At 73.0% G+C, this 22,980-nt stretch carries 8 protein-coding genes and 1 pseudogene; 4 read left to right on the plus strand and 5 right to left on the minus strand.

Annotated features, from left to right (window positions below; all coding sequences use genetic code 11):
* Positions 1–60: 60 nt before the first annotated feature.
* A pseudogene (locus IAG43_RS35075) lies at positions 61–18,021 on the plus strand (amino acid adenylation domain-containing protein); the annotation flags it as partial.
* Between the two features lie 286 nt (positions 18,022–18,307).
* On the opposite strand, the gene IAG43_RS33805 reads toward IAG43_RS35075, so the two are convergent.
* Both IAG43_RS33805 and IAG43_RS33810 read right to left on the minus strand, forming a co-directional pair.
* A complete protein-coding gene (locus IAG43_RS33805) occupies positions 18,308–18,487 on the minus strand; it encodes a hypothetical protein (RefSeq protein WP_187744961.1) in 180 nt (59 codons plus the stop codon).
* A 306-nt stretch (positions 18,488–18,793) separates the two neighbouring features.
* Positions 18,794–19,276 (minus strand): NUDIX hydrolase, encoded by a 483-nt coding sequence (locus IAG43_RS33810; protein ID WP_246574846.1) that lies wholly within the window; start codon positions 19,274–19,276, stop codon positions 18,794–18,796.
* Between the two features lie 141 nt (positions 19,277–19,417).
* Between IAG43_RS33810 and IAG43_RS33815 the strand changes: the two genes are divergently transcribed.
* Positions 19,418–19,885, plus strand: a complete 468-nt coding sequence (locus IAG43_RS33815) for a hypothetical protein (RefSeq protein WP_187744962.1) — start codon at positions 19,418–19,420, stop codon at positions 19,883–19,885.
* A 78-nt stretch (positions 19,886–19,963) separates the two neighbouring features.
* On the opposite strand, the gene IAG43_RS33820 is transcribed toward IAG43_RS33815, so the two are convergent.
* A complete protein-coding gene (locus tag IAG43_RS33820; protein ID WP_246574847.1) occupies positions 19,964–20,236 on the minus strand; it encodes a hypothetical protein in 273 nt (90 codons plus the stop codon).
* A 279-nt stretch (positions 20,237–20,515) separates the two neighbouring features.
* On the opposite strand from IAG43_RS33820, the gene IAG43_RS33825 reads away from it, so the two are divergent.
* Together IAG43_RS33825 and IAG43_RS33830 are read left to right on the plus strand one after the other, a co-directional pair.
* Positions 20,516–20,725 carry a hypothetical protein gene (locus IAG43_RS33825; RefSeq protein ID WP_187744964.1) on the plus strand — a complete coding sequence of 70 codons (210 nt, stop codon included), beginning with the start codon at positions 20,516–20,518 and terminating at the stop codon, positions 20,723–20,725.
* An 80-nt stretch (positions 20,726–20,805) separates the two neighbouring features.
* On the plus strand, positions 20,806–21,468 hold the full coding sequence (locus tag IAG43_RS33830; RefSeq protein ID WP_425508664.1) for a restriction endonuclease: 663 nt from the start codon (positions 20,806–20,808) through the stop codon (positions 21,466–21,468).
* 238 nt (positions 21,469–21,706) lie between these two features.
* On the opposite strand, the gene IAG43_RS33835 is transcribed toward IAG43_RS33830, so the two are convergent.
* A complete protein-coding gene (locus IAG43_RS33835; RefSeq protein ID WP_187744966.1) occupies positions 21,707–22,273 on the minus strand; it encodes a GNAT family N-acetyltransferase in 567 nt (188 codons plus the stop codon).
* A 370-nt stretch (positions 22,274–22,643) separates the two neighbouring features.
* A partial coding sequence (locus IAG43_RS33840) for a helicase associated domain-containing protein (RefSeq protein ID WP_187744967.1) occupies positions 22,644–22,980 on the minus strand: 337 nt, incomplete at its 5' end.

The raw sequence follows: 22,980 nt of genomic DNA on the forward strand, positions 1-22,980 counted from the left end.
GTCAATGTCCCGGCAACGCCGAGCGTGCAGTCGCCGGACGAGCACCAGAAGCTGATCGACTACCTGCGGCGCGTCACCCTCGAACTCCGCGACACCCGCCGCCGCCTCGACGCGGCGCGGGAGGCGGCCTGTGAGCCGGTGGCGATCGTGGGGATGAGCTGCCGTTTCCCGGGGGCCGGGGGGCCGGAGGCGTTCTGGCGTCTGCTCGCGGAGGGCGGTGACGCGATCGGTGCCTTCCCGGACGACCGGGGGTGGGAGGTCGCCGCGGGCGGCGGCGGTTATGCGCGGTCCGGCGGTTTCGTGGCGGGGGCGGGTGGGTTCGACGCCGCGTTCTTCGGGATCAGTCCGCGTGAGGCGCTGGCGATGGATCCCCAGCAGCGTCTGGTGCTGGAGGCGGTCTGGGAGGCCGTCGAGCGTGCCGGGATCGACGCGCACGACCTGCGCGACACCGACACCGGCGTCTGGATCGGAGCCTCACCGTCCGGATACGGCACCGACACCGACGCCACCGGTGCCGGAGTCGAGGGCCACGTCATGACGGGTATTTCGCCGAGTGTGCTGTCGGGTCGGGTGTCGTACACGTTGGGGTTGCGGGGTCCGGCGGTGACGGTGGACACGGCGTGTTCGTCGTCGTTGGTGGCGTTGCATCAGGCGGTGCAGGCGTTGCGGTCGGGTGAGGTGGAGCGTGCGGTGGTCGCGGGTGTGTCGGTGATGGCGACGCCGGGGCTGTTCGAGGAGTTCAGTGTGCACGGGGGGCTGGCGGGGGACGGGCGGTGCAAGGCGTTCGGTGCGGGTGCGGACGGTACGGCGTTCTCCGAGGGTGTCGGTGTGCTGGTGCTGGAGCGGTTGTCGTCGGCTCGTGGGAGCGGGCGTGCGGTGGTGGCTCTGGTGCGGGGTACGGCGGTGAATCAGGACGGTGCGAGCAATGGTCTGACGGCGCCGAACGGTCCTGCTCAGCAGCGTGTGGTGGAGCAGGCTCTGGTGTCGGCGGGTCTGGTGGCGGGTGATGTGGATGCGGTGGAGGCGCATGGGACGGGTACGTCGTTGGGTGATCCGATCGAGGCGGGTGCTCTGGCGGCGGTGTTCGGTCCGGGGCGTGAGGCGGGGCGTCCGTTGTGTCTGGGGTCGGTGAAGTCGAACATCGGTCATGCGCAGGCTGCTGCGGGGATGGCCGGTGTGATCAAGATGGTGCTGGCGTTGGAGAACGAGTGTCTGCCGCGGACGTTGCATGCCGAGGTGCCCAGTGAGCATGTGGACTGGGAGGGCAGTGGTCTGCATCTGCTGGGTGAGGCGCGTGCGTGGCCGAGGGATGCGGCGCGGCCGCGTCGGGCGGGTGTGTCCTCGTTCGGTATCGGCGGGACCAACGCCCATGCCGTGATCGAGGAAGCCCCCCGCCCCGAGACCGACGACACCGAACCCACCCACCCCCCGCACCCCCTGGGCACCACGACGGTCCCCTGGGTGATCTCCGGACACACCGCGCAGGCGATGCGGGCCCAGGCACGCAGGCTCGCCGACCACCTCCACGACCACCCGGACACCGACCCCGCCGACCTCGGCCTCTCCCTGGCCACCACCCGCGCCGCCCTGACCCACCGGGGCGCGGTCTTCGGCTCCGACCGCGCCGAACTCCACGCCGCGCTCACCGCCCTCGCCGACGGCGAACCCGCCGCCCGCACCGTGACCGGCACCGCCGCCGACACCCCCGCCACCGTGTTCGTCTTCCCCGGCCAGGGCACCCAGTGGACCGGGATGGGCACGGCGCTCCTGGAACACTCCCCGGCGTTCGCGGACTCGGTACGCGCCTGCGACACGGCACTGGAACCCCTCACCGGCTGGTCCGTCGCAGCCCTGCTGCGCGGCGAACTGCCCGCGGAGACACACCCCCTCGACCGCATGGACATCGCCCAGCCCGCGCTGTTCACCATGTACGTCGGCCTCGCCGCCGTATGGCGCTCGCTCGGCGTCCACCCGGACGCCGTCGTCGGCCACAGCCAGGGCGAGGTCGCCGCCGCCGTCGTCGCGGGCATCCTCACCGTCCACGAGGGCGCCCGCATCGTCGCCCTGCGCAGCCGCGTCCTCCACGAGGAGGCCCGCGGCGGCGAGATGGCCTTCGTCGACCTGCCCGAGCACGCCGTACGGGAACGCATCGCCGCCCTCGGCGCACCCGTGCACGTGGCCGTCGTGAACTCGCCCCGCTCCGTCGTGGTGGCCGGCGACGCCGACGCCGTCGACGACCTGCTGCACGTACTCGACGACGAGGACGTGCCCTGCGGCAGGCTCACCGCCGGCTGCGCCTCGCACAGCCCGCACATGGACCGCTTCCTGCCCCGCCTCACCGACGCCCTCGACGACCTGCGGCCGCGCAGCGGCGACATCCCGTTCTGGTCCACCGTCACCGCGACCCGCATCGACGGACGCGAACTCGACGCCGCCTACTGGAGCCGCAACCTCCGCGAGACCGTGCGATTCCACCAGACCACCCGCGCACTGCTCGACGACGGCCACACCTGCTTCCTGGAGGTCTCCCCGCTCCCTCTCCTGTCGGTCGGAGTCCTGGAGACCCTGGAGGAGACGGAGACCCAGGCGGCTGCCGTCTGCACCCTGCGACGCGGCCAGGGAGGACCGGAGGAGTTCGTACGCGCTCTCGCCGAGGTCCACGCGCACGGCGCCCGCATCGACTGGCGGCCCCTGTTCGCCGGCGCGAAGACCCTCCCGCTGCCCACCTACGCCTTCCAGCACCGGACCTACTGGCTGCCGCCCCGGCCCACCGCCGGCACCACCCGCCAGGACGCCGGCAGCCACCCCTTCCTCACGACCGCCGTCACCACCCCCGGCACCGGCGAGACCGTCCTCACCGGCGAGCTCTCCCTGAGCAGTCACCCCTGGCTCGCCGACCACAGCGCCGCCGGCACCGTCCTGCTCCCCGGCACCGGCTTCCTGGAACTCGTCCTGCACGCCGCCGCACGCACCGGACACGACCACCTCGACGAACTGGCGCTGCACACACCCCTCCCGCTCGACGACACCCCGACCCGCCTCCAGGTCCGCGTCCACGCGCCCGCCGCCCCCGGAATCCGCACCGTCGAGGTGCTCTCCCGCAAGGACGGCGCCCCCGAGGACACACCGTGGACGAGCCACGCCTCCGGCACCCTCACCACCGACCCCGCGGCCGAACCCGCCTCCGGCACCCTCACCACCGAGCCCGCCTCCGGCACGGCCGTGTGGCCCCCCGAGGGCGCCGAACCCCTCGCCGTCGACGACCACTACACCCGCGCCGCCGAACTCGGCTACGGCTACGGCCCCGCCTTCCAGGGCCTGCGCGCCGCCTGGCTCCTCGACGGCGAGGCCTTCGCCGAGGTGCGCCTCGGCCCCGCCGCGCCCGGCCTCACCGCAGGCACCGGGTTCCGGCTGCACCCCGCCCTGATGGACGCGGCCCTCCAGGCGGCAGGACTCCTCCACCGCGAGGGCGAGCACGACGGTGCCGTCCGGCTGCCGTTCCTCTGGCAGCAGGTCGCGGTGCACTCGACGGGCGCGACGGCCCTGCGCGTCCACGTGAGGCGCCTGCCCGACGGAGACTTCTCCCTGACGGCGACCGACGCCGACGGCCGGCCCGTCGCCTCGGTCGGCCGCCTCGTGCTCCGCCCCGTGCCGGCCGCCGCCGCTTCGCAGGACGGCCCGGCACGCCTGCACCGCCTCGTCTGGTCCCCGGCACCGGCGGCCGGCGCCCCGGCCGCCGCCCGCTGCGCCGTCCTCACGAGCCTCGTCCCCGGCGCCGCCGGTGACACACCGCGAACCGGCGGGCCGTACGCCCAGCTGGCACGCTACGAACGGTACGACGGCCCGGAGGCCCTCGCAGCGGCCATCGACGCCGGCGGAGAGGCACCGGACCTGGTGTTCGTGCCCTGCACCCCGCAGCCCGGCCAGGACCCCGGCACCGTCCCGGAGGCGGCCCTCCGGCGCACCCGGCAGGCCCTCGACCTGCTGCACGCCTGGCTCGCCGACCGCCGCTTCGACTCCACCACGCTCGTCCTGCTCACCTGCGGCGCGGTCGCCGACGGTGCCGGCGCCGGAATCGACGACCTGCCCGGGACGGCGGTCTGGGGCCTGATCCGCTCCGCCCAGACCGAGCACCCCGGCCGCTTCGCCGTGGCCGACCTCGACTCCACCGGATCCCTCGGAACTGCGCTGGACACGCTCCCCTTCGCCGAGGAACCACAGCTCGCCCTGCACGGCGGACTCGTCCTGACCCCGCGCCTGATACCCGCCGCGCCCGCCGGCACCCCGTCCGCGCCGCTCCTCGATCCGTCGGAGGCTGTGCTGGTGACGGGGGGTACGGGGACGTTGGGTGGTGTGGTGGCGCGTCATCTGGTGGTGCGTCATGGGGTGCGTCATCTGGTTCTGGTGTCGCGGAGTGGGGGTGCGGCGGCGGGGGTTGCGGAGTTGGTGGCGGGGCTGGAGGCCGCGGGTGCGGTGTCGGTGCGGGTGGTGGCGTGTGATGTGTCGGACCGTGGTGCGGTGGGTGGTCTGCTGGCGTCGGTGGGTGCGGAGCGTGCGCTGGGTGCGGTGGTGCATGCGGCGGGTGCTCTGGACGACGGTCTGGTGGAGTCGTTGTCGGTGGGGCGTGTGGAGTCGGTGCTGCGTCCGAAGGTGGACGGGGCGTGGCATCTGCATGAGTTGACGCGGGGGCTGGATCTGTCGGCTTTCGTGTTGTTCTCGTCGATGTCGGGTGTGCTGGGTGCTGCGGGTCAGGCGAACTATGCGGCGGCGAACGTGTTCCTGGACGCTCTGGCGCAGTCGCGTCGTGCGGAGGGGTTGCCGGGGCAGTCGCTGGCGTGGAGTCTGTGGGCGCAGGAGTCCGGTCTGACCGCCGGACTCGCCGACACCGACCACGCACGGTTCGCCCGCTCGGGCGTCCTGCCGCTCGACACCGACACGGCGCTCGCCCTGCTCGACGCCGCCTGGGACTTCCCCGACGCCGTCGCCGTACCCGCCCGCTTCGACACCACCGCCCTGCGCGCCGCCGCCGGCGCCGTACCGCCGGCCCTGCGCGCACTCACCGGCCCCGGACCCCGCCGCCCCGCAGCGGCCGGACCCGCCCCCCAGGCGGACGCGGCGCCCTCCCTCGCCGCCCTCCTCGCCGGCGTCCCCGAGGAGGAACGGGACGAGACCGTACTGCGCATGGTGCGCTCCCACGCCGCCGCGGTGCTCGGGCACCCCGGCCCGGACGAGGTCGCCCCCGACGCGGCCTTCAAATCCCTCGGCTTCGACTCCCTGCTCTCCGTGGAACTGCGCAACAGGCTCGGCACGGCGACCGGACTCCGCCTGCCGACGACCCTGGTCTTCGACCACCCGACCCCCGAGGCCGTGGCACGGCGCCTGCGGAGCGAATGCCCGGTGCCCGACGCCCCGGGCGCCCACGCCCCTGCCGAGCCCGCGGCGCGGGAGGCGGCCTGTGAGCCGGTGGCGATCGTGGGGATGAGCTGCCGTTTCCCGGGGGCCGGGGGGCCGGAGGCGTTCTGGCGTCTGCTCGCGGAGGGCGGTGACGCGATCGGTGCTTTCCCGGACGACCGGGGGTGGGAGGTCGCCGCGGGCAGCGGTGGTTATGCGCGGTCCGGCGGTTTCGTGGCGGGGGCGGGTGGGTTCGACGCCGCGTTCTTCGGGATCAGTCCGCGTGAGGCGCTGGCGATGGATCCCCAGCAGCGTCTGGTGCTGGAGGCGGTCTGGGAGGCCGTCGAGCGTGCCGGGATCGACGCGCACGACCTGCGCGACACCGACACCGGCGTCTGGATCGGAGCCTCACCGTCCGGATACGGCACCGACACCGACGCCACCGGTGCCGGAGTCGAGGGCCACGTCATGACGGGTATTTCGCCGAGTGTGCTGTCGGGTCGGGTGTCGTACACGTTGGGGTTGCGGGGTCCGGCGGTGACGGTGGACACGGCGTGTTCGTCGTCGTTGGTGGCGTTGCATCAGGCGGTGCAGGCGTTGCGGTCGGGTGAGGTGGAGCGTGCGGTGGTCGCGGGTGTGTCGGTGATGGCGACGCCGGGGCTGTTCGAGGAGTTCAGTGTGCACGGGGGGCTGGCGGGGGACGGGCGGTGCAAGGCGTTCGGTGCGGGTGCGGACGGTACGGCGTTCTCCGAGGGTGTCGGTGTGCTGGTGCTGGAGCGGTTGTCGTCGGCTCGTGGGAGCGGGCGTGCGGTGGTGGCTCTGGTGCGGGGTACGGCGGTGAATCAGGACGGTGCGAGCAATGGTCTGACGGCGCCGAACGGTCCTGCTCAGCAGCGTGTGGTGGAGCAGGCTCTGGTGTCGGCGGGTCTGGTGGCGGGTGATGTGGATGCGGTGGAGGCGCATGGGACGGGTACGTCGTTGGGTGATCCGATCGAGGCGGGTGCTCTGGCGGCGGTGTTCGGTCCGGGGCGTGAGGCGGGGCGTCCGTTGTGTCTGGGGTCGGTGAAGTCGAACATCGGTCATGCGCAGGCTGCTGCGGGGATGGCCGGTGTGATCAAGATGGTGCTGGCGTTGGAGAACGAGTGTCTGCCGCGGACGTTGCATGCCGAGGTGCCCAGTGAGCATGTGGACTGGGAGGGCAGTGGTCTGCATCTGCTGGGTGAGGCGCGTGCGTGGCCGAGGGATGCGGCGCGGCCGCGTCGGGCGGGTGTGTCCTCGTTCGGTATCGGCGGGACCAACGCCCATGCCGTGATCGAGGAAGCCCCCCGCCCCGAGACCGACGACACCGAACCCACCCACCCCCCGCACCCCCGTGGAACCGGAGACGGACCGGCGCCGGCCCCCGTCCCCGTCCTGCTCAGCGCCCAGGAGGACGACGCGCTGCGCGCCCAGGCCGGCCACTGGGCCGCCTGGCTGGACGAGCACCCGGCGACACCGCTCGCCGATGTCGCCGCCACCGCCGCCCGGCGTACCCGCTTCGACACCCGTGCCGCCGTCCTCGCCACCGACACCGCCGGGACCGCGACCGCCCTGCGCGCCCTCGCCCTCGGCACCTCCCACCCGGCCGTCGTCACGGGCACCGCCGCCAAGGGCGGCCTGGGAGTCCTCTTCACCGGACAGGGCAGCCAGCGGGCGGCCATGGGACGCGGCCTGTACGCGCACTTCGAGGCGTACCGCACGGCCTTCGACGCCGCCTGCGCGGCCGTCGACGAGCACCTGGACGGCTCACTCGCCGAGATCGTTCTCGGCGACGGCACCGGGCGACTGGACCGGACGCAGTACGCGCAGCCCGCCATCTTCGCCCTCGAGACGGCCCTCTACCGGCTGTGGGAGACCTGGGGCGTCACCGCGAACGCGGTCGCAGGCCACTCTGTCGGAGAGCTGGCCGCCGCACACGTCGCCGGCGTGCTCACACTCGCGGACGCGGCACGCCTCGTCGTCGCCCGCGGCCGCCTGATGCAGTCCTGCCGCACCGACGGCGCCATGGTCTCCGTCGAAGCCTCGGAGGCCGAGGTCCTGGACGTCCTGCCCGGTTACGACGGCGTCTGCGTGGCCGCCCTCAACTCCCCGTCGCAGACCGTGCTCAGCGGCGACGAGGAGCCCGTCCTCGCGCTCGCCCGCCACTTCGCCGGACACGGCAGGCGCACCCGCCGGCTCAAGGTCTCGCACGCCTTCCACAGCGCTCACCTGGACCCCGTGCTCGAGGAGTTCGCCGCCACCGCGGCCACCTGCACGTTCCACGCACCCCGCGTCCCCCTCGTCGACGCCCTGACCGGAGCCTGGGCCGGCACCGACACCCCGCCCGGCACCGGCGTCCGCTCCGCGGACCACTGGGTGCGCCAGGCACGCGAGACCGTCCGGTTCGGCGACGCCCTGCGGACCCTGGAATCCCACGGCATCGCCCGGTTCCTCGAATGCGGCCCCGAGGCCGTGCTGACCGCCACCGGCGCCGAGACACTCGCCGACGCCCGCTTCGTGCCCAGCATGCGGCGCGGCGAGCCCGCCGCCGAGGTCCCCACCCTCCTCACCGCCCTCGCCCACCTCCACGTCTGCGGCCAGCCGCTCGACCGGAACCGGCTGCCCGGCCACGCCCACGGCCGGCTCGTCCCGCTCCCCCCGTACGCCTTCCGGCGCCGCCCCTACTGGCTGACGTCCGCCGCGGCCGCCGGCGACGTCCGCACCGCCGGCCTCGACGGCACACCCGCGCACCCCTGGCTCGGCGCCCGGATCGCCCTCGCCCCCGACGAGGGGCACCTGCTGACCGGCCGGATCGACCCGAGCCGCAGCACCTGGCTCGCCGACCACGAACTGTTCGGCACCGTCGTCGTCCCCGGAGCGGCGCTCCTGGACGTCGTGGCCGCCGCGGCCGGCGCCGTCGCCTCCGGCCCGGACACCGAAGGACCCCGCATCGCCGAACTCACCATCACCGAACCGCTGGTGCTCACCGAAGCGGTGCGCCTCCAGGTCAGGATCGGCCCGGACACCGGCGGGCGCAGGCACCTCACCCTGCACAGCCGTCCGGAGACGTCCGGTCCGGCCGCGTGGCGACTGCACGCCGAGGGACGCCTGGACACCGCAGACCACGACACCACCGCTGACGCCGATACCGGTCCGCGGGCGGCGGACACCCCGGAACCGGCCGTCGCGGACAGCCTCGCGACGGACACCCTGTACGAGCGGTTCCGCGACGGCGGAGTGCGCTACGGGCCCGCCTTCCAGGGACTGAGGGAACTGCGGCGGCACGGCGACGAGGCGTACGGCCTCGTCGAGCTGCCCGAAGGACTCTCGCCCCGCGGCCATGTGCTGCACCCCGCCCTCCTGGACGCCGCCCTGCACGCCGCCGCCCCGCTCACCGGCGGCACGGAAGCCGGGGCCGCGGTCCGCGTCCCGTTCGCCTGGCACGACGTCCGGCTCCACACCGCGAACGCGACACGGGCACACGTCCACGTCCGCTGGGACGCCGCCACCGCCACCGCCCGGATACGGCTGACCGGCCCGGACGGAACACCCGTCGCCTCCGCACGGCTCCTGCTGCGCGAGGTCACCCCCGCCCAGCTGCGGGCCGCCCTCGCCCCGACCCCCCTGTACCGCCTCCGGTTCACCGCTCTGAGCGACCCCGCGATCCGGCGCGGCCGGACCGTCGCCGTCCTCGGCGGCACGGACTTCCCCGACGTCGACACCCTGCTCGACCGGCTCGCGCACGGCACCGACGCCCCCGGCCGCCTCGTGGTGGACGCGACCGCCCCCACCGGCCGCGGCCCCTGGACGGCCACCGAGGACGCCCTGCACACCCTGCGGCGCCTGACCGCCGAACCCCTCCTCGCCGACACCGAACTGATCTGGGTGACGCGAGGAGCCGTGGACGCCGGCGACGGCGTCCACGACCTGGCGCACGCACCCCTGTGGGGCATGGTCCGGTCCGCACGCAACGAGCACCCCGACCGCGTGATCCGCCTGATCGACATCGACGGCGGCCTCGACGACACCGCCGCCCTGGGCCGGGCCCTGGAGATCGCCGGCGAACCCGAGATCGCCGTACGGGACGGCGAACCGCGGGCCGCCCGGCTCACCCCCGCGGGCCCCGCCGACGACGACACCCTCTCCGCACCCCCCGCACCGGATCCGGACGGCACCGTGCTGATCACCGGAGCACTCGGCGAACTGGGCCGCACCCTCGCCCGGCACCTCGTCACGGTCCACGGCGCACGCCGGCTCGTCCTCACCTCCCGGCAGGGCCCGGACGCGCCGGGCGCCGCCGGCCTGATCGCCGAACTGACCGAGGCGGGAGCCGCCGACGTACGCGTCATGGCCTGCGACACCAGCCGGCGCGAGGACCTCGCCGGCGTCCTCGCGGCCGCCGACTCCGACCACCCCTGGACCGCGGTCTTCCACCTGGCGGCCGCCATCGACGACGGCCTGCTCGCCACGCAGGACACCGACCGCCTGCACCGCGTCCTCGCACCCAAGGCCGCCGGAGCGCTGCACCTGCACGAGCTGACCCGGGAAGCGGGCCTGCGCCTCTCCGCGTTCGTCCTCTTCTCCTCGGCCGCCGGAGTCCTCGGCAGCGCCGGCCAGAGCACCTACGCGGCAGCCAACACCTTCCTCGACGCCCTCGCCGCGCACCGCCATGCCGAAGGACTGCCGGCGACGAGCCTCGCCTGGGGCCTGTGGCAGCCCACCGGCGGCGGCCTGACCGCCGCACTCGGCCGCGCCGACCTCGCCAGGATGAACCGCCAGGGCATCAGAGCCCTCACCGCCGCGGAAGGACTCCGCCTCCTCGACCTCGCCCTCTCCCGGCCCGAACCCCACCTCGTCCCCGTCGAACTCGACGTGGCCGCCATGCGCCGCGCGATCGACGACGGCGCAGAACTCCCCGCCGTCCTGCGGACCCTCGTCGGCACCCGCCGCACCCTCCGCACGGAGCGAACCGCCTCCGGCACACCCCCGCTGCGCACCCGCCTCCTCGCCATGCAGGACGAGCAGCGCCTCCCCGCCCTCGACGAACTGGTGCGCCACGAGCTGTCCGTCGTCCTCGGCACGGGGCGCGGCGAAACGGCGGACACCGACCGCACGTTCCGCGAACTCGGCGTGGACTCCCTCATGTCCCTGGAGCTGGCGGGACGCCTCGAAGAGGCCACCGGTCTGCTGCTCGCGTCCGGCCTGGCGTTCGAGCACCCGACGCCGGAGGCCGTGGCGCGTCACCTCCTCGAGATCCTCGCCGAGGCGGCTCCGGCCCCCGCCGGGCCGGCCGTGGAACGCGCGGCGCAGCGCGACGTCCACCCGGCAACCGAAGGCCAGCGGCGCCTGTGGTTCCTCGAACAGCTGGACCCGGGAACGCCCCAGTACAACGCCGTGCACCGGATGCGCCTGCACCAGCCAATCAGCCCCGAGGTGCTCGCCCGTGCCCTGGGCTGGGTGATGGACCGCCACGAGGCGCTGCGCACCCGGCTCGGGCTGCGCGACGGTGAACTCGTCCAGCTCGTCGACGCCACCCCCGACCTCCCGTTCCGCCACATCGACCTCTCCCGGGCAGCGGAGGATGACCTCGCCGCCTGCCTGCGGGACGACGAGCTCACCCCGTTCGAGCTGCTGGGCGGCCCCCTGCTCCGCTGCCTGCTGATCGAGACCCCCGCCGGCGAACAGATCCTCTCCGTGGTCATGCACCATGCGGTGACCGACGGGTGGTCGGCGGGTGTGGTGTTCCGTGATCTGTTCGTGGCGTGTGAGGCGTTTGCCGCGGGTGGTGTTCCGGTGGCGGGTGCGGTGGGTGTCCAGTTGGGTGACTGGGCGCGGTGGGAGCGTGCGCGGGTGGAGGAGGGTGGGTTCGCCGAGGGTGTGGCGTTCCTGGCGGGTGAGCTGGCGGGGGTGGCTCGTCTGGAGTTGCCGGAGCTGGTGGACGGTTGCGAGCCGGTGGGCGGTGCGGACGGTGCGGGGTCGGCTGACGGGACGGTCGGGTTCGTTCTGTCGGACGGGTTGCGGCGTGGTGTGGAGGAGTTGGCGGTGGCGGCGTCGGTGACGCCGTACACGGTGCTGGTGAGTGCGTTCGCGGTGGTGCTGGCCCGGTACAGCGGGCAGTGGGACTTTGCGGTGGGGACGATCTGGGCGAATCGTCGGGCGGATACGGCGGACACGGTGGGGTTCCTGGCGAACACGCTGCCGTTGCGGTGCGACCTGAGCGGGGATCCCGCGTTCCGGGACCTCCTGACCACCATGCAGCCCCGCATCCGCGGCACACTGGAGCACCAGGCCGTACCGCTCACCGAGCTCGTCCGCGCGGTGGCCGTCGACCGCACGGCCGACGAGAACCCGCTCTTCCGCGCCGCCTTCAACTACCTCGGCGCCGGCTTCGCCGACGGCCCCGACTCCGCGACCGGCCCCGACGGCGACGAAGGGCCGGAAACCCGCGTCCGGGCGCACCCCCTGACCGGCAGCACCCCGGACAGCGTCACGGGCAACGTGCGCGGCGCCGCCAAGTTCGAGCTGGGGTTGACCCTGGTCGCGCGGGGTGCGGGTGGCGGGTTGCTGGGTGAGCTGGAGTTCCAGTCGCATGTGCTGGACCGGGCGTCGGCGGAGCGTCTGGTGGAGAACTTCCGGACGTTGCTGTCGGCTGCGGTGGCGGAGCCGGGGACGGCTGTGGGGGATCTGGATCTTCTCGGTGCCGGGGAGCGGGAGTGGCTTGCCGTGCGTGGGGGGCAGGTGCCTCTTCCGGGCGGGTCTGCGGGGTCCGGTGGGCTTGTCGGGTCCGTCGGGTCCGGCGTCGGGTCTGTCGGTTCGGTTGAGTCGGCCGGTTCTGTGGTTCCGGTGGTGTCGGCGCTGGAGCGGGTGCGGGCGCGGGTGGGTGCGGTGCCTGGTGCGGTGGCGTTGTCGGATGGTGGGCGTGATCTGACGTATCGGGAGGTGTGGGACGCGGTAGTGGTGTTGGCGGGTCGGTTGCGGGCGCTGGGTGTGGGGCGTGAGGTGCTGGTGGGTGTGCATCTGCCGCGGTCGGCGGAGACGGTGGTGGCGATGCTGGCCGTGTGGCAGGCGGGTGGTGCGTATGTGCCGCTGGATCCTGCGTATCCGGTGGAGCGGTTGCGGCATGTGCGGGAGGACAGCGGTCTGCGGATCGTGATCACGCGTCCCGAGACCGTGGGCGACTTCGACCCCGCCACCGTGAACACCGTCACCGTGGACGATCCGAGGGACACCGCCGGCCGCCCGGGCGCCACCGCCCCGGCCGAAGAACCGTCCTCGCAGCCCTCACCGACCGACCTCGCCTTCGTCATCTACACCTCCGGCTCGACCGGCAGGCCGAAGGGCGTGATGATCGAGCACGCCCAGTTCGCCAACTTCTGCGACGCAGTCGACGAACGCGTGGGGCGCGGCGCCGGCGACACCTGGCTCGCGGTCACCAGCCCCTCCTTCGACATCTCCACGGTCGAACTGCTGTGGACGCTGACGCGTGGTTACCGGGTCGTCGTCGCCGACGGTTCTGTCGCCGACTGGGCCGCGCACCGGAGCCACGCGCCCACCCACCTCCAGTGCACCCCGTCGCTGGCCCGGATGCTCCTGGCCGACGCCGACGGGCGGGCCCTGATCGCCGGGCTCGACCACATGATCGTCGGCGGCGAAGCCCTCGACCGCGCCCTTGCACAGCGACTCATCGACCTGTGCGGCCGGGTCACCAACATCTACGGACCCACCGAGACGACCGTCTGGTCCACCACGTGGGACGTCGAACCCGGTGAGGTCTCGCTCGGCGATCCGATCCGCGGTAATCGTCTGTATGTGCTGGATGGTGCGGGGCGGTGTGTTCCGCGTGGTGTGCGGGGGGAGTTGTGGATCGGTGGGCGGGGTGTGGCGCGGGGGTATCTGGGTCGTCGGGAGTTGACGGGGGAGCGGTTCGTCGCTGATCCGTGGGCTGTGGAGCCGGGTGGCCGGATGTACCGGTCTGGTGATGTGGTGCGGTATCGGGGTGACGGGAGTCTGCAGTACTGCGGTCGTGTGGATCATCAGGTGAAGATCCGGGGGCATCGGATCGAGCTGGGTGAGATCGAGGCGGTGGTGGGTGGGCTGTCGTCGGTGCTGGAGTGCGCGGCTGTGGTGCGTGAGGACGTGCCTGGTGATGCGTATGTGCAGGTGTTCGTGGTGCCGTCGGTGGTGGGCGGGGATGTGTCGGGGGCGGTGTTCGCGTGTGTGGAGCGGTGTCTGCCGGCGGTGATGCGTCCGCGGCGGGTGACGTGTCTGGAGTCGTTGCCGCATACGCCGAACGAGAAGGTGGACCGTCTCGCGCTGACCCGGCTGCCCGCCGACGACGACACGGGCACGGACTCGGGCACGGACTCGACGCCTGTGCCGGGTGTGGTGTCTGTTCCGGATCCGGCTGGTGTGCGTGGGGTGTTGTTGCGGGTGTGGGGTGGGCTTCTGGGTGGTGTGGGGGGTCTGGATCCGGATCGGGGGTTCTTCGATCTGGGTGCGACGTCGATGACGGCGACGCGTGCGCATCGGTTGATCTGTGAGGAGTTGGGGGTCGAGTTTCCGCTGGCGGAGGTGTTCCGGCATCCGACGATCGGGCGGTTGGCGGAGTTCTTGGAGGGGCGGCTGGGCGGGGTGGTGCCGGGTGCTGTTCCGGTGCCGGCGGTTCGTGTGCGGGGGGTGGTGGATGAGCCGGTTGCGGTGATCGGTATGGCGTGTCGTCTTCCGGGTGCTGGGGATGTGGGGGTGTTCTGGGAGAACTTGCGGGGTGGTGTGGAGTCGATCCGGCGGTTCTCGGTGGAGGAGTTGAGGGAGGCGGGTGTTGCGGAGGAGTTGGTGTCGGATCCGGCGTATGTGCGGGCGAAGGGGTGTGTGGAGGGTGCGGATCTGTTCGATGCGTCGTTCTTCGGGTATTCGCCGGCGGAGGCGGAGACGATCGATCCTCAGCACCGGTTGTTCCTGGAGTGTGCGTGGCAGGGGTTGGAGCACGCGGGGATCGTTCCCGCGGCCTTCGACGGCGACATCGCCGTCTTCGGCGGGACGGGCAACGGCGGCTACCACACCGGTGAGGTCACCGATCTGTCGTCGTTCTACCGGTCCATGATCGGTGGCCGCAACGACTTCGTCGCGACGCGTGTGGCGCACAAGCTGGACCTGACCGGCCCGGCGATGACGGTGCAGACGGCCTGTTCGACGGGTCTGGTGACAGCGCATCTGGCGCGGGAGAGCCTGCTGCGCGGCGAGTCCGACATCGCGCTGGTCGGTGCCTCCTCGCTGACCTTCCCGCTGGAGCAGGGCTACCTGCACCAGGACGGGCTCGTGGTCTCCCGCGACGGCCACTGCCGGGCCTTCGACGCCGACGGCGACGGCACCGTCGGCAGCGACGGCGTCGGTGTGGTCGTGCTGCGCAGGCTGTCGGACGCGGTGGCGGCCGGTGACACGGTCTACGCGGTGATCCGGGGCAGTGCGGTCAACAACGACGGTTCGGACAAGGTGGCGTTCATGGCGCCGAGTGTCGCGGGGCAGAGCCGGGTGATCGCGGCGGCGCAGGCCGCGGCGGGTGCGGAGCCGGCGTCGATCGGGCTGATCGAGGCGCACGGGACGGCGACGGCGATCGGTGACCCGATGGAGATCCAGGCGCTGCAGGAGGTGTTCGGCGCCTCCACGCGTGAGGAGCCGTGCGTGATCGGGTCGGTGAAGACGAACATCGGTCACACCGACACGACCGCGGGGATCGCGGGTCTGATCAAGGCGGCGCTGTGTCTGCACCACCGGACGCTGGTGCCCAGTCTCCACTACTCCCGTCCCAACCCCGGCATGGGTCTGGACGAGAGCCTGTTCCGGGTGAACACCGAGCTCACCGCCTGGGAGAGCGCAGGCCCGCGCCGGGCCGGGGTCTCCTCCTTCGGCATCGGCGGCACCAACGCCCACATCGTCCTCGAAGAGGCCCCCGCACGACCCGAACCCGTACACACCGCCCCCGAACACACCGCGACCGGCTACCCGGTCGTCGTGTCGGGCCGCGACCGGGCGGCCCTCGCCGAGCAGGCCGGACGATGGGCGGCATGGCTGCGTGAGCACCCCGAACTGAGCGTGCGGGACGTGGCGCGTACGGCGGCCGAGCGGCGCACCCACTTCGCCGAGCGGGCGAGCGTGACCGCCCGCAGCGTCACCGGACTGGTCGAAGGGCTGACGGCCCTGGCCGAGGACCGCTCCCACCTGCGGGTGCTGCGCGGCACGGCCGCACCGCGGGGCCGGACGGTGTTCGTCTTCCCCGGCCAGGGCGCGGACTGGCCCGGCATGGGCCGCGAACTGCTGCTCCAGTCACAGGCGTTCGCCGACTCGGTCCGGCGCTGCGACACGGCGCTGCGGCCGCTGACCGGATGGTCGGTCCTCGACGTCCTGGAAGGCCGTGGCGGCGAGGAGCGCCCCGAGGACCGCCTCGACGTCCTTCAGCCCCTGCTCTTCACGATGTACGTGTCGCTGGCGGCAGCCTGGGAGGAACTGGGCATCCGGCCGTCGGCCGTCGTGGGACACAGCCAGGGCGAGATCGCCGCGGCCGTCGTCGCCGGAGCGCTCCGCCTCGAGGACGGCGCCCGCGTCGTCTGCCTCCGCAGCCGCGCACTGCGCCAGGTCGCCGGAGAAGGCGCGATGGCGGTCGTCGAACTCCCCCTCGACGAGGTGCACAAGTGGATCGCCCCCTTCGGCGGGGAGATCTCCGTGGCGGCCGTGAACACCCCCGGCTCGGTGGCGGTTTCGGGCGCCGCGGGCCCGGTGACGGAACTCCTGTCCGCACTCGACGACGCGGACATCGCCTGCGGAAGGCTCGATGCCCCCGTGGCCTCCCACAGCCGCTTCATGGACCCCCTGCTGCCGGCGCTCCGGGCCGCACTGGACGGGCTGCGGCCCCGGCCCGCGTCGATCCCCTTCTATTCCACGGTGACCGGCGACCTGCTGGACGGCCGCTCCCTCGACGCCGAGTACTGGTGCCGCAACCTGCGCGAACCCGTCCGGCTCGACCTCGCCCGCCGGCGGCTTCAGGACACCGGCCACGACGTGTTCGTCGAGATCGGTCCGCACCCCGTCCTCGGGATGCCGCTGACCGCGGGGAGCGGGCCCGCGGTCGTCGTCGGCACCCTGGAACGCGGGCGCGGCGACCGCGCCCGGCTGCTGGAGGGCCTCGCCGCCCTGCACGTCCACGGCTGCGAGGTCGACTGGCCGCTCGCCCTCGGCCGGGAGCCCGCCCCCGTCGCGGACCTCCCGACGTACGCCTTCCAGCGCAGGCGCCACTGGCTGGAGGCACCCGCCACGCGGCCGGCGTCCGCTTCCCGGACCGAGGAGGCCTTCTGGGACGCCGTCCGCAGCGGACAGGTGCGGCGCATCGCCGACGTGCTGGGGACCGACGCCTCCGAGTCCGCGCTCCAGGGCCTGGCCGAACTTCTTCCCGCACTCGCGGCGGTCCGGCCCGGCACCGGCCGGTCCGCCGCCGAGGGCACCGACGCGACGGCTTCCGGGGAGGTGCCCGGGAGCACCGCGGCACTGCTCCGTGAGCTGAACGGCGCGGGTCCGGACGTCGCACGGCAGACCCTCCTGGACCTGGTGCGCACCGAAGCGGCAGCGGTGCTGGGCGACGCCCCCGCCGACATCCCCGTCCTGCAGCCCCTCCAGCAGCTCGGCATGGACTCGCTGGCGGCCGTGCGGATGCGGGCGAACCTCGAACGGCGCACGGGAGTGCGGATCGCACCGCACGTCATCCTCGGCAGGGGCGGCGCCCTCGGCGTCGCCGACGCCCTCCTGACGGAGACGACCGGCGCTCCCGGACTGCCCGCCGCCGACGACGGTGATCCCGCCTGGCTGCGCGTGCTCAAGCCCGGCACGGCCCCCCGCGCCAGGATCGTCGCGTTCGCCGGCATGGGTGGCACCACGGACTCCCACGTCCCCCTGATCCGCCACCTGGCGGACGACGTCGAACTCGTGGCGGTCCAGATGCCCGGCCGGGAGGAACGGACCGGGGAACCGTCCCCGTCCGGCATCACGGACGTGGCCGACGGAATCGCGGAGGCCCTGACCGGACTCCCGGAGCTGCCGACGGTCCTCTACGGCCACAGCCAGGGCGCCCTGCTGGCCTGGGAGGTCGCACACCGCTTCGGGCCGGGCGGTGACGGGGCACCCGTCGCCCTCGTGCCCGCGTGCGCGCCAGCCCCCTGCACGGAGCTGCCCTCCCAGCTGGACGACCTCCAGCAGCTGGGAGCGGTCCTGGAACCGGGCGCCACCACGCAGGCGGCGGAGGCGCTGCGCGGTCTGCTCCCCGACACGCTTCTGGCCGATGAGGAACTCCTGGCGTCGTACCTCGTCAACCTCCGGACCGACGCCGAACTTGCCAGGGACCACCACACATTCCTGGCGACCGCCGACCGCGAGCCGCTCGACATCCCCATCACCACGGTCGCCGCCACCGACGATCCCGTCCTCCCGGGGGGAACGCTCCACGCCTGGCACGAAAGGACCCGGGCCCGTACCGTCCACCGCACCATCGAGGGCACGCACGCAGCCCCGCTGGAGAACCCCCGGGCCATGGCGGCCGAGCTCATGGACGCCATCCCCCGCGCCACCTGACGCCTGCCTGCCCGGGCCCGGGTGCGCGGGGTCCACCCCGCACCCGGGCGGTTCCTGGGCCGAGCGGTTCGTCGCGGATCTGCTGTGGGTCCGTGTGCCGGACTTCGACGCGCGCCCGCGGTTGGCACCGCACCTGACGGACGCTGGACTCTGGCACCGCACCGCACGGGACGGACGCTGGACTCCGGCACCGCACGGCCGGGTATGTGGTCGACGCGGCCGGCAGGCCGCGACACCAGCCCGGTACTTCGGGGGCGGCCTCTGACGAGCCGCCCCCCCGCGATCCCTACTCCGCGTGCCTCTTCAGGTGTTGAAGGGCGACGAGCCCGACGGTGGCCACGGCTATGAACGCCGTTCCGCCCGCCTTGCAGCTGGCCAGTGCCGAGCCGTTGAAAGCCATGGTGACGATGACTGCCACGAGTGCCACGAGGGCGGCGCACAGGGCGATCGTGACAAGGTCACGCACCGGATGCGCGCATGGGGTGTGACACGTAGACATACTGTCCTCCCGAGTCTGCTGACGACCTCTGATCGGAGACACACCTCACCTGAAGGTGATCTCCAGCAGATCCGCCGGGCGGACCGGCAGAGCCTCAGTCGGATGACCGAGGTCGGGCGACGTCGTAGTTGCAGACTTCCAGTGGTAGGACAGCACAGCACCCGCAAAGCGGAGCTGCGTCGGATGCACACTACCGCGCCGAGCAACCACCCTGCAACGAGGCGTAGTTCAGCGGACCGGAGCACCCGCTCCGGGAGCGGGCGGCCGGAGGCCCTACTCCTCCCGTGTGAGAGCCGCGAGGTAGGCGTCCAGGGGCTGCACACGCCCCGGGAGGGGCTCGCGCAGGTCCCACCAGCGTACGGCCGCGATCTCCTCGCCGGGCTCGAAGGCGCGGGTCACGGTGCAGGACCCCGTGTACAGGGCCAGGTACTCGACCCGCTGGTCGGGCGCCAGCACGAACCGCGCGTAGCCGACGAACCGCAGCGGTCCCTCGGGCTGCTGCCCGCTCTCCTCCATCAGTTCGCGCGCGGCGGCCCGGCGAGGGGTCTCCCCCTCCTCGATGCCTCCTCCCGGAAGCTCCCAGGACCGGCGGTACCGATCGAAGACCACCAGGACCCGGCCGGCCCGCCACAGAGCGACCAGCGCCGCCTGCACCGGCGCGTCCTGCGGCGGTGCCGCCTCGCCGCCCCGGGTGAACGAGATCAGGTGGTTGCCCCGGCCGTCGGCAGCAAGCGGTCCGTCCGCGAAGGAGGTCACCCCCGTATCCTTCCCCTCATCGAGTGCCCGGCCACCACCCCCGCAGCGCCGACCCCGGCTCCCGGTGACAGGACTTCCCCTGGGGAATGAGCGCGAGAGGGGTACAGCGTGGACGCGGCGGCAGCGACCAGTCTGATCCGCATGGCCGCCGCAGACCTGTCGACGGCACCCTGGCAGCGCCCCTCCGACGCCCGGCTGGTCCAGTTGGGCCTGGACGCCCTGCTGGCAGGCATCGAGTCTCCCTCGCTTCCCCTCCTGGCCGGCCTCGCGCGCACCGAACACCCCCAGGCCCGCGAGCTGTTCGCCCTGGTGCTGGAAGAACGGGGACTGCTGCCGCTCACCCCGGAAGATCTCGCCGAGGCACGCTGGACCGCGGCCCGGTGGTGGGCCGGCCAGATCGTGGCGTGCCGACTCGATCCCGTGCACGGAGCCAAGCTGATCCATGAGGAGGCCGCAGCCGAACTCGACTACCCCGACGCACTGCAGCCCGTCGTCGACCTCGCGAGACCAGGCGACCTGTCGAGCGGTCGGCCTCAGGACCGGCAGCACATACGCGACCGGATCACCTCCGCGGCACGAGACCTTCTCGCCACAGAAGCGCACCCCTGACCCGCCACCCGGCGCGGGCCCTCACCGGCGTGCGCCGGGGTCATGCACGAGGGGCTGCCCGCACCTCACCGGTCCGCCTCAGAACCCGTTCATGGACTTGTCGAGCACTCCGCCCAGCGCACCGTAGACGCTGCAGCGAACCGAGTGCCGCCCCCTCCGTCGCAGCACGAAGCCCACCCCGAACGACAACACGAAGAGCCCGCCCAGCACCGCCGCCACGAGCGGGTTGTAGACGAAGTACACGAAACATCCGACGCCGGCCCAGACCAGGATCGGCACAAGCGAGCCGAGCAGCACCGTCCCCAACCTGATCCGTTCCGGCCCGGACGGCAGCACACGTGCATGCCACACCCCGATGTGATTCCGGGTCACACACTGCTCAGGCCGCATGACGCCATCACAGCACCCATGGCCCCCACTCGTGCAGCGATCCGAACGAACCTGCGGACACGGGCACCCCGCTCAGCCGATCGACGGCTCGGCAAGCCCGCGAAGTCGGCCAGGTACGGGCGGCTTTGTGCCACTGGTCGGCATTCTCCTGCCGGCGTGATCGCCGTCCCGCTACACAGGAGGGCCGGGGAGGGCACTGTGCCGTTCCCGTACAGATCCTGGATCCGGGGGCTTGGACAGTTGGTGACCATCAACGTGGCGGTGCTGCTCGCAGTCATCGTCGTCATCCGGCTGCGCCGCCGTACCCAGGCGCGCAGCCGCTTCGACGAGAAGATGACCGTGCTCATCGTCCTCGCCCTGGGCATCCTGCTCGCGCCGACCCCGGTCGGCGAGGGGATCGCCGACGTCCTGGGCCAGCTCACCACCGGCGCGACGCAGGCTGCCCGGTGAGCCCCCGCCCGCGCAGGCGAACACCTGCCGCACGGCGTACATCCCCCACGAGGCGCCCGCCGCGGCGGCGCCCACCCGCCATCCGCGCACAACGCCGTCGGCGCCGGGACGACCGCCTCATCCTCTTCCTCGCCGGCGGCGCGCTGGCCGCCGCCACGGTCGTCGCCGTCGTGAACTGGCTGCTCACCAACTGGTGGATCCTCATCGCCGTCGGGGTGCTGGCCGCCCTGGCCGGCGGCGGCCTGCTCCACAAGCAGCAGCAACGAGCCCGCTGGGAAGCGGTCCGGGCGCAGGGCCTGCGCTACGGGATGCCCCAGCTCGACGCCCTGCACCACACCCGCTTCGAGGAGGCCGTGCGCGACCTGATGCGCCGCGACGGCTGCCAGGACGCGCAGCGGGTCGGCGGCCGCGGGGACCTGGGCGCGGATGTGAAGGCGACCGACCCGTACGGGCGCCGCTGGGTGGTGCAGTGCAAGCACCGGCGCGACGGCCTCGCCGGCTCCGCCGTCGGGACCCCCGACCTCCAGGTCCTCAACGGCACCGCCCGCCAGGTCCACGGCGCCGACGTCGCCGTGATCGTGACGAACGGACGCGTCACCGCCCCGGCCGTCGCCTTCGCCCGACAACAGCGCCTCCACATCGTCGACCGCCACACCCTGGCCCTCTGGGCAGCCGGCTCCCGCCCGTTGTGGGAACTCCTGCGCGCCGTTCCCCCGCCCCGCAGACCGACGCCCCTGTCCTGAGGCCGCCCGACCACGGGGTGCGGGCCGAACCGGCGACGCCGCAGCCACGTGGTCTGCTGACCGTCCGCGCGCCCAAGCCCGCTGCTCGGCGGCGCGGGCGGCGCTCCCCCGGCCGCAGCTCGTCCGGCGACCCGAGGACGGCGGTGCACGCCGCGATGGACGCCTCGGCCGTCTCGTCGAATGCCCGGGCCCCTGCTGGCGTGAGCAGCGTCAGCCTGTCCGCGGAAGCCGGATGACGTCAGGTGCTTCGCGTCCGTATGTGCAGGTGGCCATCGAGGGGGAAGTCGGGGGGTGCTGCGGGCAGGAGGGTGCTGAAGTCGTAGCGGCTCTTCTGCGCGACCCGGCACGACGCCAGGTTGTCGACCTGATGCAGGAGTTCGAGACGCTCCAGCCCGTCGGCTTCGAAGGTGTCGAAGGCCCAGTTGGTGATGGCCTCCAGAGCGCGGGAGGCCACTCCCCGCCCGCGCGCGTGCGCCGCGGTCCAATAGCCCACTTCGGCCGCCGGCTTGCCGGAGGAGACATCCTTGAGGACCACGTTGCCCGCCAACTGTTCGCGAACCGAGCCGGTTTGCACCTCAAGGACGGCGAAGCCGAACCGGTCACCCGCGGCCCAGCCCTGCTGCTGAGCCTGCACCCAGCGTGTCCCGTCGGCATCGTTGTCGATGCCGGAACTCGCCCACCGGCGTAGTGCTCGATCCCGGCTGACCTCGACCAATGCGGCAACATCCTCCGTGCGCCAAGGGCGAAGAACGAGAGCGGGAAAGGCCGGCGACGGGGCCACCTGAAGTACAACCGGGGCACTCATCAGCTGATCCTATACGGCAGCGTTCCCACCCGACGCCGACCGCGTCCGCCCCCTGATGCCCGGTGAACGCCTTGTCAACGCCGTGTCCGGACACTCTGAGCCTCGACGGACCCGTCGTACACCAGAGTCAGGCACTCCGGGCATCCGGAGGTACCGCTCCCAGCACGGATCGTTCACGCTCCCCAGCCGAGTCACCGGCCGACGGCGAGACGGGCCGAGGAAGTGCGCGTCGTGCGCAGTGACGGCCGCCACGATCGGATCGGCCTGGGGCGAGGCCGGGCCGGCCTCGGTCATGGACGACTGTGGCAACAACGCAGCGCAGTACCGTCACGCAGCCGCAGACCTGCTCGGCCCAACATGCGGGTTTCCCTTACGCCCAGTCGACACCGAGTGCGGCGAGCCGGCTGCGCTGCTCTGCGCTGAGTCCGGCGCGTCTGGTGCGGGTGTTGGAGAGCCATACCCCAAGCCGGACCACCGTCCCGTCCGGCATGTCCTCGCCCCAGCCCCTCGGCACCACGGTGCGTTCTTCGCGTTCGATGTACTGGGCGAGTGCGGTGATGCCGCGTTCGAACGCCGCGCTCGCTTCGGCGCCCGTCCGCTTGCCCCGCGCTGCGGCGGGCTTTTCGGCCGCCGGCAGCGGGCGTAGGCCGAGTTGCTCCAGGCGCTCGCGCTGCCCGGGGGCGAGCCGGTCCCAGTCCTGCCTCTGC

The sequence above is a fragment of the Streptomyces genisteinicus genome, assembly GCF_014489615.1.
Lineage (GTDB): Bacteria > Actinomycetota > Actinomycetes > Streptomycetales > Streptomycetaceae > Streptomyces > Streptomyces genisteinicus.